Here is a 12,618-nt window from a genome sequence, read left to right on the forward strand (position 1 = left end):
CGTTCCCCTCCCTCCCACAGGGATTTTCCAGGCGTGATGTGATTGCGCTGATGGCAGATATCGGCCGTGATCTGGGGCTCAGCCCCCGCCTCACGGACATCCTCACGCGGCTGATTGGCAGCACAGACCACGAAGCATGGGTCGATCCAGACAAGGAGCCAATCTTCTATGGCCGCCAAGAAACTTTTGCACAGCGCCTTCGGATCTCGACACGCCAGCTGCGCACCCATGAACGTTCCCTTCAGAAGTACGGCCTCCTTCAACGCCGAACTCTGGCAAACGGGAGCCGATATGGCAGTGCAGGCCTCGGCCTTGTGCTGACGCCCCTCATTGAACGCTTCACAGAGTTTCTCGATCTGCGCGAAGCCCGCAAAGCGCAATTTGAGCGGATGAAACAGCTCAAAGCGACCCGGAGCGTCCGATGGGCAACGTTCCGCGACGAACTGGTGCGCCTCTCTGAGCAAGATCAGGCGTCAGAGGATGTTCAGGCCATGATCCTGGAACGTGCCAGCTGGCCCCGCACGGATACGCTGCTGACACTTGGTGAAGCCCGCCTTTCTGAGCACGTTGAGGCCGCAACCGACCTGTGCACAAGATTGGTCGATTGGATAGATAACCATAGTGATTCCTCTTGTGAACCGGAAGAAACCTTCCGGTGCTTTATACAAGAGGACATTCACCAGATACTTTCTGAAACTTGTAACACTCACGTGGATAAGTTGAGCGCGGGCAAGCCCGCGCAAGATTATCCAGCGCCAGGGCCTACCGGCCCCGTCGATTGCAAAGAAAGAGAGCTTGAAGCGGAAACCTTGGCGCTTCAAGGGCTATTTTCGGGTCACTACGGCCTCGGTCACGCAGTCTCCCTTTCGAGCCAGGAGTTCAAAATGGAAATGGAGGTGCGCCGTCACGAACGCGACGAATACGCGTTTATCGAAGCGGCCGCCGCCCGGATCGGGCCCCTCGGGATCAACATCTCAGCCTGGGCCGCCGCCTGCGACCGGATGGGGCGCGCCCGCGCCGCCATCTGCGTTCTGTTGCTCGACGCCAACCGAGATCACCCAACGTCACCGGTGATGAACCCGGGCGGGGCGCTGCGCGGCATGATCAAGGCGCACAATCGGGGCAAACTCAATGTCATCGGCAGCCTGATCGGCCTGCATCGGAGGCGTGGCTTGTGAGCGTTTTTTCCGCTGAAGCCGCGCGTGCAGGGCCGATTTACCGTCTCTGTCGTCCAGCTGACGACCGATTGTGCGGGTCAATGGCCGCGAGGTCGCCTGTAGTGGCCGCAAATACCTCAAACGACGGGGCTTTTCGGCGCCTCAGCTTTCACTTCGGCAGAGACCGTGCCATTCTGGTGGACCAATCAGGACGGAAGGTGTTGCGTTGAGCTGGGCATTATTTATCGACGAATCTGGCCAGGACCAACGCCAATCCCCCTACGAAGTGCTGGCCGGCATCGCGATCGAAGATCGCAAACTTTGGCGGTTGATCCGGGATTTGTCTGACGCCCAGGAAGAGATTTTCGGCGTGCGTCTCTTTGAGGCCTATGGCAACGAGGCAAAAGCCCAAAAGCTGCTCAAGAAGAAGGTTTTTGCCCATGCCGCGCAACTGCCACCCTTCCCGGCAGACGAACGACAGGCGCTGTCCCGCGAAATCCTGATGGATGGGAGCGCGGTCAGCCGTGACCGTCTGACCGCGCTCGCGCAAGCGAAACTCGCCTATGTCGCCCGTGCGCTCGATCTGTCGCGTGCAGCAGGTGCCCAAGCGTTCGCCTCCATTGTTCCCCAGGCCGCGCCGCGACCTGCAGGCGGGATGCTGCGGAAGGATTACGCCTATCTCTTCGAGCGGTTTTTCTACTTTCTGAACAGCCAGCCCGAAGACCCGATGGGGTATGTGGTCTTTGATGAGTTGGACAAGAGTGCCAGCCATATTCTGCTCAATCAGGTCTCAGAATATTTCCTGAAAACGAACAAGGGCCGTACACGATCCCGTTTGATCATTCCGGAGCCGTTCTTTGTGCATAGCGACATGACGACAATGGTTCAGGTTGCGGATTTGATCGCTTATCTGTTGAGCTGGGGTGTTCGGTTGAATGGTATGACTGAAGCGCGTCGCCCGGAGCTTGATGAGCTGTGCTTGAAGGTCATGCGGCTTCGGTTCACGCAACATACACCCGGTGGATACACAAATTATGGGTTCAAGATCATCAACGACCTGCGCGCGGCAGCCGAAAAATAAAAAAAGGCAATGCCGTCGCCAGCAAAGCCTCCGAGAGTTAGGTAGCACTTCCAAGTCGATTTGTCCAGATGAAGCGCTGCGGATTCCGCTTTTATGACCGCTCGATAGACAAAGGTTTTCTTAACCTCATCAGTCTGAGGGGGGCGTCGCTTGCGGCGACCAGCTCTAGTCGGGGACCCGACCGGAGCCTGAATGTCTCCGCCCATCCGGGTAACGATCTTCGCCCGAGCGGCCTGGCGGCCGCTTCAGCGTTCATCCCGCTGTTTTTGGAGCGCATCCAACGCCTCTTTGAAGGTCAGTATGCGCCCATACTTTTCGATTTGCTTTTGTCTGATACGCGCGAAGACTGCATCGCGGCATTAACCTGCTCACTCTTTCAGCCTGTGGGTGACCTTAGGGTATTGCAGGCATAAAGGCCAATTTCACCTCCCTCAGCCCCGTAAGCTATCATTGTCCCTTCGAGCATCTCCTGCCCCGCGGGAATGTCCATCGCGCGCACCTCAACCGCGGCATCAATCTGCTGAAACGCTGCCAACGCCGCCGCACGACAGTCGGCCTCACTGCTAAAATTCATGTTCGTTTCGACTTCGGAGCCGGTCTCAACATTGAAGATAACGATGATGAGCAAAACCTTCATGAGCCGCCTCGTGCGATGCGAAAACCGGAGCCACAGGGCCCCGGCTCTCCAGTGAAACTTGCGTTTTCACCTTGCAGGATCATCGGCTTCCCAGCCTGTTTCCTGCCACACAATAATACGGTATTGTAACAACTCCAAGCACTTTTTCCGGCTTTCATCTTGCCCAAAATATCCTCGGGGGAGCGCCCGCAGGGCGCGGGGGCAGACGGCCCCCACACTCAGACGCGAGAGGCGGGCCGCCTGGAGGCGACCCGATCTGCTTACTCCGTGACATCGCCTTTTGCCGATGGCTGGAAAGCGACCAGTTCGGTGACACCAACGGGAAAATCGAGCTTGAGGGTCAGGAAGGTTTCACCCGTGTCCCGCTTTGTGTTCTCGAACACCGCGCCAACCCGGCGATAGGTGGTCTTTTCAGTGCCATTGTCATCGTATTTGACGGGGACGGTGAGAGTGTAATGGGTCATCTGATTGCTCCTTGTTTCGATGAAGGTGGGCAAACGCATCGAACGAGGGTGCGGCGCAGGCTGAAAATCGGAGGCTCCCCTGGAAACCGTTTTTCTGCTTGCCGGGGCTTTGCCACGGGAACGCCAATCCCGCGATGCGTCACCTTTCATCTTTCCAGAAACAAGGCAGCTGCGATCAGATGCGATTGCACGGCCGTCCCGGCCTCATACGCCAAAGGCCGCGAGAAGAGACAGCGGGGATCCCGTTTTAAGCGCGGGATCAAGGATACAGCGGACGCCGGCCCCTCCGCTTCGCTCTAGGTCCGTCGACATTTTTCCAAATGGTTTGTCCGCCTGCCATCCCCTGGCGCCGGCGTAAACAGGCAAGCGCCGCGGTTCCCGCGTCGGCTCCACAGAGGCCGTGTCCTCGCTGCGCTGCGGGCCGCACCACCCTCTGTTCCGCCCCGTTGACGCCAACTCCATGGGACGCAGATCGGGCTGCGCCCTCACCTGCTCTGTCCAGCCGAATGGGAGGCCCATTCGGTCTGAAAAGACCAGCCAAGGCTTCGCCACTGGCGGAAAGAGGTCACAAGACCCGACCGCATCACCACAAGGAGGCCAAGGATGGCTGATACGGATGAAGATCGGATGCGGGAGTGTGCCCGCATTGCTGAACAAAACGATGCCTTTCGCAAAGAACAGGCTGGCGGTGGTCAAGGCAAATGGGTCTGGACCCAAGCGGTTGACGCCGAGGGGATGGATTTTGTCCTGACCTGCATTGCCGCCGTCGCGGCATATGACGATTTCACAGAAGAAAACGACCCGTTTGGAACCCACGAAATGGGGTTCATGGACGTGTCAGGCAAAAAGGTCTGGTGGAAGATCGACCTGTACGACCGCGCTTATGAGGGCGGTTCGCCGCATCCTACATCGCTCGCAGAGACGCGCCGCGTTCTGACGATCCTTTTCCCAAGTGACTACTGAAATTGGCCATCCCGCAAAGGGGTGCGCCATAGGCGCTGCCTGCGCCGGAGAGGAGGTGAACACATGACCAGAGCAGGTATCGAACAGCGCAAACGCGAAGCTATCGCGCTTGTGAGAAAGGGAGGTCGCTCCGTCAGTGAGCGAGCTTGCGCCATTGGTCCGAGCAAGCACGCGAACGGCCTCGCCTTTCTGAAACAATTTGGCGCCGACCGCCATCGGTTCGAGTGAACCAACGAATGCCGCCTAAGCGGCCTCGCCTCACCCCATCAGGGGTGAGGCATCCCTACCAAAATCAACACCACAAAACAAGGAATGTCCCAATGACGAAGCAAACTAAAATCATCGCGACAGAGGCCCGCTTTCCACTCGCAAAGCTGTCCCTGTCCCCCATGAACCCACGCCAAGACGTGCCGGAAGCGGACGTGATTGAACTGGCCGAAAGCCTCTATGGTGCTGGCATGATCCAGTCCATCGCAGGGCTGGCAGGCAAGAAAGACACCGCCGAGATTGTGGCAGGCGGACGCCGGTTGCGTGCCCTGAAATATCTGGACGCAAAGCACTCCGATCTGGCCAAAACGCACCCCGAACTGGCGAACCCGATGGTCATGCTGGCCCCTGATGCGGAAACCGCCGAGGCATGGGCGAATATGGAGAACGTGGCCCGCCGCGATCTGCACCCCGCCGAGGAAATCCGCGCCTATGGCAAGATGGAAGCCAAAGGCGGCACCGTGGGAGCCATCGCCCGCGCCTTCGCGGTCAATGAAAAGCACATCTATCGCCGCCTCGCTCTTGCGCACCTGCCCGATCCGGTTCTGGACGCGCTTGCAGCCAATGAAATCAGTCTGTCCAACGCCGCCGCCTTCACCGTCAGCACGGATATGAAAGTCACGCTTGACGTGCTGGAACGGGCACGGGATGGCAGCTACAGCGATCACCAGATCAAGCAGGCTCTCAAACCGGATTCCGTGCGCAGCAGTGACCGCCGCGTGACCTATGTCACCGAGGCAGGCTATGACGAGGCCGGAGGGCGCAAGACCGCTGATCTGTTCCAAGATCAGACGTTCTTTGATGATGTGGCGTTGCTGGACGATCTTTTCGAGGCCAAGCTGACCGAGGCCATCGAGACAGTGCAGGCCGAAGGCTGGAAATGGGTTGAAGCCATCCACGACCACTACCTTTGCCACTACAGCATGGGCCTTGAGAAGTTTGGCCGGGTCTATGCCGAAGAAGGCCAGTTGTCCGAGGAAGAAGCAGAGCGCTATGACGCATTGGCCGAACTGGCAAATAGCGATGTGCTGGACGCAGAAGGCGAGGCTGAATTGGCCGCACTGCAAGCGATCATCGACGGGGAATATTCCGACGAACAGCGCGCCCAAGCGGGCCTTTACGTCTATGTCGATGGCAATGGGGTGCAACAGGTCAGCGGCGCACTGGTCAAGCCCGACGACAAGAAGGCCGCGATTAAGGCCGGTGTCCTCGCCAAGTCGATGCACGGCAGCAGCGGCAGCAATGGTCCGAAGTCGCCTATCTCGCAAAAGCTGCGCGACGACTTGAACCGCGTCACCAAGGGAGCGCACCAGCACGCGGCCTTGCGCGATCCTGACCTTCTGATCGACCTTCTGGCCTATCAGTTGAGCCACCATCTCTATTGGAATGACCCGTTCGGGATCACGACCACCGAAGTGCCAAATTGGCCTTCCACAGAGACCGAAGGTTACGCGCTGGACGAACGGCTGACGACCAACCCGCCGCGCAACATGATGGATGCCAAAGACATTGGCGCGTCCTTCCGTGCCTTCCGCAAGAAAGGCGCAGAGCATGTGCGCGGCGAGTTGGTACGGTTTCTTGCCGCCCAATTCAAGGGCGGTGACGAGAAGCTGCAAGCGCTGGTCGCAAAGACGACGAAGCCCAACACCCGCGAGGTCTGGACGCCGACAGCGGCAAACTTTTTCAGCCGCGTGGGCGGTCCCTACATGGTCGAGATTTGGCGCGATCTTCTGGAATTGGCCGAGGATCACCCCACCGTCACGACCTTCGCCAAGCTGAAAAAGGGCGAGAAGGCCGCGAAGCTGGAAGCGTTGTTTACGCAATCCGACCTGCGCAGCGCCCTTGGCGTCCCCGAGGCGCAAGTGGCCCGGATCGACGCGTGGTTGCCCGAAGGCATGGAATGAGGCCTCGGCAGGGCGTTCGCGCCCTGCCCCATACCCGACAGGAGGACGCCCATGCCTGACTTCACCGCCCACAAACACCCGGTCTTGGCCGTCCGATGTCCCGAGTGCGGCAAAGCCCCCGGGGTCTGGTGTCGCCGACCGAGCGGCGACCGCGCATCCGATCTGCACAAGGCCCGCCGCATCGCCGCCGATTGCCTGTTTGTCGCACACCATGGCGAGGATGCCAGCATCGAGCGCGTCGGTAAAGACTGGGTCATCGACCCCACCGGACGCGTCGAACGCAATCGCCTGGAACGCGCGACGGGCGTCCAGTTGGAGCTGTTTCCATGACGCAGATCACCAAATACCGCACAGACTGACAATTTTCGTATCCTTGTGGTGAGGATCAACTTGACCCCGTTCGCATCATGCGGCGGGGTCTTTTTTTGGAAAACGAGATTCCGACCTTGTCTATTACGTCCGTTTTGTCTATTTTGGACAAAAGGAGATATTTATGCGTTCTTTCCCATCTACAGACCTGAAACAGACCCTCGGCGATGTGCTGGACGCGGCCAGCCAAGAACCCATCGCCATCACCAAGCACAAAAAACCTCGTTACGTTCTGATGAGCATTCATGACTACGAACAACGGTTTCAGAAAGATGAGCGCCGGGCTTTTTCGGCGGCAGATATGCCCGCGGAGCATCTGGCAATGCTGGAAGCGAGTCGAGCAGGCAGCGAGGGAGCCGCTGACGAATGAAACGCCCACAGAAAGGCGATGTCTGGCACTATGATTATCTCTGGCATCGCGAGCATGAAGCTGGCCAAGAGAACGCCCGCAAAAGCCGTCCGACGGCACTTGTCACCACATTTATGGACAAGAGCGGTCGCACCAATCTTTTCTGGCTTCCGATCACCAGCAAAAGACCCCAAGAAGACCGGGTCGCCATCGAGATTCCGCAAATCGAGCGGCGGCGTGCGGGCCTTGCATCCGATCTGCCGCTTTGGGTGATGGCGGATGAATACAATCACGAGTTTCTTGAGACATCCTTCTACATTGATCCCAACGGGTACTGCGGCGCGTTCAGTATGCCCTTCATACACAGAGTTCTCGAAGTGCTGATCGAGGTCGGGAAAAAGGGTCAGTTGGACATTGTGAAACGCCATGATGACTAATGCCGTGCTTCATCGCGTGTACCTGTGGGGCTACACTGGCCACACCCTGCCCCGGTGGGCGCGTCGGGTGGTGGCCGGGACCGATCTGCACCGCGCATGGTTCTTGGGCTTTCATGGATTTTTCGAGTAGGACGGCGCCAGCTACGGGCTGGCACGTCCTTACCCTTCAATCCACGCAGTGTAGAACCGGCAGAGCGAGAACACCTCCCCGGCCAACTAACACCACGACCGGCGCTGTCCGCCGCTATAGAGCCGGGCCAGCCCTTCCGCGATCATGATATCAGCCACGTCCCGGCCATCTAGCATGAGCCGCGCCAGATCGCGCCCGTATTGGTCGCGGCGCGGCAGGTAGGCCAATCGTGCCGATGACGCCTGAACCAGCAACTCGCGCAGCCGCTGCGTCGCCGCATCGCCCCGCGCCCGTTCCGCCGCGCATTGGGCGCGGTAGGTTTCCGGTGTGTCAAAGCCCACCAAGCGGATGGTTTCACTGGCCAGACGCACCGTATCCCCGTCTATGACCGTCATGCGGCTTGGATTGACGCTTTCCACCGTGGAGGTTTGCACCCGCGCTGTCGCTTGAGTGAACGTGTCAGGATCATAAAGCCACAGCCCGAGAAGGACGAGCAGCGCGACAGGAAGCAGCGCCCCGCTTAGCATCCGCCGCCTTTTCCAGGGCCGGAACCGGTTTGGTCTCTTTCTCGGCCGTCTTAGCATGGCAGGATCACGGACCTCCGTTATGGGTCTTCACTGGCAGGGGTGTAGGCGCGTCCAGTATGGCCGTTTTTGACCTTCAATCCAAGGCGCGTTCCCGTGTCAGGTCTGCCCTGCCGATCCTTTGACGCGACGCGGAATCGCCGGGACCCGCGTGCTGATCCGTCCAGCCGCTCATCCTTGGCCCTGCGGGTGCGCGAGATGGATATCCACAAGAGGAAGCCGTTCTGGCGACCACCGATCATTGCGAAATGTCGTCAGAGTGATTTGGTCGATCACCACCGGTCACCCCCTTCGTTTCTCTTTTGATGGGGATGAAGGGAACGCCTGAAGAATGTTCCTTCAGCTCGTCTTCGAAGATCTCCGCCTGCGGCTCAGATCACGAGATCCTTTTGAGCTTCAGCAAGCAGAAAAACCGCCTTCGGCTCGGCTTTCACCCTTCGGGCGAACCTTCCGTTTTTCCGCCTGCATCCTTCATTCGCTCCCTCCTTGTTTATCCCCATCGAAACAAAGGAGAAGACCAATGGCAATCGACGGAAAAATCACCCGCACTGACGACGACGCAATCACCGGCTGGATCGCATCACTGACCTTCGACGTGGATATTACGCTCACGAAGAACCCGCACAAGGCCAAGGAAACGCACCCGGACTTTGAAATCACCACCCGCACCCCACGCAACCGCGTGATCCGCATCGGATCGGCCTGGGAGCAGACCAGCCAGAAGGGCAACGACTACCTCTCTCTGTCGGTCATGGTGAACGGCCAGCAGGTCCGCGTGAACGCCCTGCGCAGCGACGAAGACCCCGAAGGCGAATACCGCCTGGTCCCGCTGGCTGCCTAAGGCCAGCCAAGGGGCTGCCAAGGCCGCCCCCGCCACCCAGACATCGAGCAGCGGGCACAAAGACCCGAATGCCACTCACGGCAAACTCCGTCGCCTCCCTCCCGGGCGGCGGCTTTTTGCGGCGACAAACACGCAAAACATGCGAGGATAGCTTCATGAAAGACAAACCCGATCCACGGCACAATCTGCCCCAACGCCGCCTGACCGTGACGCGACGCATCGAGACGCCCGAAGGGCATACGATCCACCTGTCCGTGGGCTACGATCCGAACGAAGAAGGACGCCCGCGCGAAGTCTTCTACTCGGCAGGTTTCAAATCGGGCTCAGCTTTGGAGTTCCAGATTCAAGACGCTTGCGTCCTCATCTCGATCTTGCTTCAGCACGGCCATCGCCCTGAAGAAATTGCGAAGTCGCTTGCCCGAGCGGAACAACCGGACGGATCATTGGCCTATGCGAGTATCACTGGCCTTATCGCTGACGAGCTGGTCAAGGCGCAGCCATAGCCAGCGCTCGTCAGGCGTCGCCTTCAGCTCCGCCATCGCTCTTCACACCCACGCCCTGCAGAACGATCCGCATTTCCGCTGCCAGAAATGGCTTGATCAGCGCCAACGCTTCATCATGCGACCCCGTAAGCCATGTCTCATAGTCGTACGGTCTGAGGATCACGGGCATTCGCCCTTTGGCATGTATCGGTCGCACAAGATCATTCGCCTCGGTTGTGACCATCGTGTGCACACGGCGCGGATGCTCTGGTTCGAGAAGATCTTCGTTCTCTCGACGCCAGAGACCCGCGATGGCAAAAGGCGGGCGATCCTCTCCTTCACCCGCCAGTGCAAACCAGTAATCCGTCGCCGGCCTCTGTCCCTTCGTCTCGTTGAAACTCGTCGCCGGGACCAGGCACCGCCGCGCTAAAAAGCTGGCCTTCCAAAGACCTGACTTCATCAGCTTGTCATCGCGCGCATTGTTCCATGCGGCGGGCTTGATCGGTTTCCCGGTCCGTTTCGACACTTTTGGCGTCCGAAACCCCCATGACATTTCTACCAGCTCGCAGTTGCCGTCGTCATTGAGGGCAACGACAGGCGCGGTTCCTTTCGGATGTATGCCAGGCCGCGGTTGTGCGTTGCCCAAATGGTCCCGGCTTGCGTCCACCATAAACAACTGCCGCATCGCTTCGCTTGCCGTTGTGTTTGAATAGAGATTACACATTTTCGAACCCGATCTTACCACCCAAGAGTATCTTACCGCGTTTCATTCTGCCTTTCATCTTGTCCAAAATATTCTCGGGTGAGGCCCCTGCCCCGCCGTTCGCTGCGAGGCGAACAAATTGGAGAGATGCGGGACGAAGCGCCAATTCGCTGCACGCGCACGAATGTCTGCTATCGGAAAACGAAAACCAAGGACCGCAGCCCTTGTTCTAGATCTACGCGATCAGACATGGGTTTGAGTTCTCATCTGCGATCAGCTTTCGTAGTGAGCCAGTCTGGATTGACCCCATGAACACCGTCCGACCGACTGCAAAGGCGGGTGTGCCGATAAATCCAAAGACATCTGCAATGGCCGCTGTCAGGCGCAAGCGGCGGTCGATGGCATCTGACTGCATGTCTTCCAGCAGTCTGTCTGCATCGAGGTCAAGATTTTTGGCAATGGCCGCGATGAAGCGTTCATCGGTGACGGCGGGCGTTCGGATCAGACGCGCGTGCATTTCACGATACTGGCCCTGAAGGTCCGCTGCCAGCACTGCACGGCTGGCAACCGCCGACGCCACGCCAAGAAGTGGGAGCTGATGACGGACGATGTGAAAGGTATTAGGGTCACTCGCCGCAAGATCGGTCAAACGATCATCCATCACGCGACAGATCGGACAGGCGAAGTCGGAGAACATCGCGACTGGAACGGTGTTGCTGGATTCTTCACCAAAAAAGGCAGCGCAGGGGTTCGTCCTGACGAACTGTTCTAGTTCGTCATCGGCGTCGTTATCAAGTTCACCGGGATCGAGACCAGCAAAAATTGCCGCACCCGCTGTGGACGCACCTTCCCCCTGCAATCGTCGGAAGGGTGATAGACCAGGTATGTCCTCGAACGCGAAGTCCGGCTGTCCAAGCGATGCCAGATACGGAACGCCTTTCACCCATCCTGCTACAGCGAGGGCACCGCCAGCCAGTAAAGCCCGCCGTTTCCAGTCAGTCGTTTTTGCCATCAGCTTGCGATCCGAGCGAGCATCACGATAGCCATCCCCATCATCATCAGGTTTTCCGTCAGGCTGACAAATCCGAGAGGTACATTCGATCCACCGCCCACGCAGGCGCATTTCAATTCTCGTTTATCGATGTAAACGGCTTTGAAAACGCTGATTGCGCCGACCGTCGCGATAAAGAGCGCCGCAGGGGCCGCAAGCCAGGTCAACAACATGCCGGTCATTAGGATACCTGCTGCAGTCTCGACCCAAGGATAGACATACGCATATGGCACCCACTTCCGCGCCAGCAGATCGTAGTTGAGAAACATCGTTGAGAAACTCTCAATGTCGCGGAGCTTCTGCATCCCTAATAGGATCATTGAAACCGAAATGAACCAGCCCAGCGTTTGCCATGTGATTGCCCCAAGGAAGCCAATGGACAGCGCAAGCGCCGTGGCAGCAGCCACGGCAAACAGGTAGAGGACCGGTTTGTAAGTCTTGGCTTTCGGGTCGTAGTTGGTGAGTTTTTCGCGCAGGGCGTCGTAGCCGCCAACCCTCTCGCCGTCGATCCATATCTGCGGGGTGGTAGGTACATCATGCGCTTCCTTGAACGCATCAACCTCAGATCGTTCGCGGAACAGACGATCATCGACCTCGTAGCCGTGGCGGTCCAAGAGCCAGCGTGCCTTTTGTCCCGACGGACACAGATGGTTTGGCAAGTCCATTCGATAGAGAACGGCTGTTTTACCAGTCGCAGATGCCGCGGGGTCGGTCGTTACATCGGCAACGTCACGGGTAATTTTTGGCACGATAGCTCTCCTGATGCGTTTTGGTGAAAGCCGGTGTATCGTTTTCACGATCTTGAACTTTAGTAATATTACATATACCCCCATAGGGTATCTAAAGCAAATGTCATCTTAGGGATACAAAAAGAGGGAGCGCCACTCGTGAAAGCCAACAAAGACAAGACACTGGACCGGCTGTCACGGCTGGAAGGACAAGTGCGCGGTGTTGCAGGTATGGTCGAGGCCGACCGCTACTGTATGGATATTCTGGCGCAGACAGCGGCGATACGGTCCGCCATTCTTGGTGTTGAAAAACTGATCCTCGAAAACCATGCGGTAAATTGTGTCGAGACGGCTATTCAAAGCGGCGACCCAGAGGAACAGAGAGCCAAGTTTGACGAGCTGATCGGGCTTTTGCAGAAGGCGTCAAAGTAGCTTTTCATTCCAGGATTTGTCCGTGCTAGAGCGCGACCC

At 58.2% G+C, this 12,618-nt stretch carries 16 protein-coding genes; 10 read left to right on the plus strand and 6 right to left on the minus strand.

The features are described 5' to 3' along the window. The first annotated feature begins 50 nt into the window (after window positions 1-50). Together repC and ROLI_RS22630 are read left to right on the plus strand one after the other, a co-directional pair. Entirely contained in the window at window positions 51-1,178 is a 1,128-nt protein-coding gene (gene repC / locus ROLI_RS22625) for a replication initiation protein RepC (RefSeq protein ID WP_222869517.1), read from the plus strand. A gap of 205 nt (window positions 1,179-1,383) precedes the next feature. Beyond that, complete coding sequence (locus ROLI_RS22630) at window positions 1,384-2,238, plus strand: DUF3800 domain-containing protein (RefSeq protein ID WP_187430173.1); 855 nt, start codon at window positions 1,384-1,386, stop codon at window positions 2,236-2,238. A 376-nt stretch (window positions 2,239-2,614) separates the two neighbouring features. Here ROLI_RS22630 and ROLI_RS22635 read toward each other — a convergent pair whose 3' ends face one another. Further along, window positions 2,615-2,875: a hypothetical protein gene (locus ROLI_RS22635; RefSeq protein WP_187430172.1), complete on the minus strand. Its 261-nt coding sequence runs from the start codon at window positions 2,873-2,875 to the stop codon at window positions 2,615-2,617. Between the two features lie 260 nt (window positions 2,876-3,135). Then, window positions 3,136-3,339, minus strand: coding sequence for a hypothetical protein (locus ROLI_RS22640; RefSeq protein WP_121027870.1), 204 nt, complete (start codon window positions 3,337-3,339; stop codon window positions 3,136-3,138). Window positions 3,340-3,942: 603 nt separating this feature from the next. On the opposite strand from ROLI_RS22640, the gene ROLI_RS22645 reads away from it, so the two are divergent. The 5 genes from ROLI_RS22645 (at window position 3,943) to ROLI_RS22665 (ending at window position 7,628) form a co-directional block, all read left to right on the plus strand. Next, on the plus strand, window positions 3,943-4,302 hold the full coding sequence (locus ROLI_RS22645) for a DUF3768 domain-containing protein (protein WP_187430171.1): 360 nt from the start codon (window positions 3,943-3,945) through the stop codon (window positions 4,300-4,302). A gap of 320 nt (window positions 4,303-4,622) precedes the next feature. Beyond that, window positions 4,623-6,473: a ParB/RepB/Spo0J family partition protein gene (locus ROLI_RS22650; RefSeq protein ID WP_187430170.1), complete on the plus strand. Its 1,851-nt coding sequence runs from the start codon at window positions 4,623-4,625 to the stop codon at window positions 6,471-6,473. Window positions 6,474-6,524: 51 nt separating this feature from the next. Continuing rightward, a complete protein-coding gene (locus tag ROLI_RS22655) occupies window positions 6,525-6,803 on the plus strand; it encodes a hypothetical protein (RefSeq protein WP_187430169.1) in 279 nt (92 codons plus the stop codon). Between the two features lie 163 nt (window positions 6,804-6,966). After that, entirely contained in the window at window positions 6,967-7,212 is a 246-nt protein-coding gene (locus tag ROLI_RS22660) for a type II toxin-antitoxin system Phd/YefM family antitoxin (RefSeq protein WP_187430168.1), read from the plus strand. After that, complete coding sequence (locus ROLI_RS22665) at window positions 7,209-7,628, plus strand: hypothetical protein (RefSeq protein ID WP_187430167.1); 420 nt, start codon at window positions 7,209-7,211, stop codon at window positions 7,626-7,628. Before ROLI_RS22660 ends, ROLI_RS22665 begins: the two co-directional genes overlap by 4 nt. A gap of 216 nt (window positions 7,629-7,844) precedes the next feature. On the opposite strand, the gene ROLI_RS22670 is transcribed toward ROLI_RS22665, so the two are convergent. Next, the gene (locus ROLI_RS22670; protein WP_187430166.1) at window positions 7,845-8,285 is read right to left on the minus strand and encodes a thermonuclease family protein; all 441 of its coding nucleotides are present in this window, start codon (window positions 8,283-8,285) and stop codon (window positions 7,845-7,847) included. Between the two features lie 577 nt (window positions 8,286-8,862). Between ROLI_RS22670 and ROLI_RS22675 the strand changes: the two genes are divergently transcribed. Further along, window positions 8,863-9,183: a DUF736 domain-containing protein gene (locus tag ROLI_RS22675; protein WP_262386511.1), complete on the plus strand. Its 321-nt coding sequence runs from the start codon at window positions 8,863-8,865 to the stop codon at window positions 9,181-9,183. Window positions 9,184-9,338: 155 nt separating this feature from the next. Further along, window positions 9,339-9,686, plus strand: a complete 348-nt coding sequence (locus tag ROLI_RS22680) for a hypothetical protein (protein ID WP_187430164.1) — start codon at window positions 9,339-9,341, stop codon at window positions 9,684-9,686. A gap of 10 nt (window positions 9,687-9,696) precedes the next feature. Here the strand turns inward: ROLI_RS22680 and ROLI_RS22685 are convergent, their stop codons facing one another. The 3 genes from ROLI_RS22685 to ROLI_RS22695 all read right to left on the minus strand — a co-directional run bounded on the left by ROLI_RS22685 (window position 9,697) and on the right by ROLI_RS22695 (window position 12,084). Continuing rightward, window positions 9,697-10,389 (minus strand): SOS response-associated peptidase, encoded by a 693-nt coding sequence (locus ROLI_RS22685; protein WP_187430163.1) that lies wholly within the window; start codon window positions 10,387-10,389, stop codon window positions 9,697-9,699. A gap of 214 nt (window positions 10,390-10,603) precedes the next feature. Next, window positions 10,604-11,380, minus strand: coding sequence for a DsbA family protein (locus tag ROLI_RS22690; RefSeq protein WP_187430162.1), 777 nt, complete (start codon window positions 11,378-11,380; stop codon window positions 10,604-10,606). Then, the gene (locus ROLI_RS22695; protein WP_262386516.1) at window positions 11,380-12,084 is read right to left on the minus strand and encodes a glutaredoxin family protein; all 705 of its coding nucleotides are present in this window, start codon (window positions 12,082-12,084) and stop codon (window positions 11,380-11,382) included. Before ROLI_RS22695 ends, ROLI_RS22690 begins: the two co-directional genes overlap by 1 nt. Before the next feature lie 222 nt (window positions 12,085-12,306). On the opposite strand from ROLI_RS22695, the gene ROLI_RS22700 reads away from it, so the two are divergent. After that, the gene (locus ROLI_RS22700; RefSeq protein WP_187430160.1) at window positions 12,307-12,579 is read left to right on the plus strand and encodes a metal-sensitive transcriptional regulator; all 273 of its coding nucleotides are present in this window, start codon (window positions 12,307-12,309) and stop codon (window positions 12,577-12,579) included. Window positions 12,580-12,618 lie beyond the last annotated feature (39 nt).

The organism is Roseobacter fucihabitans, from assembly GCF_014337925.2.
In the GTDB taxonomy this organism is placed as follows: domain Bacteria; phylum Pseudomonadota; class Alphaproteobacteria; order Rhodobacterales; family Rhodobacteraceae; genus Roseobacter; species Roseobacter fucihabitans.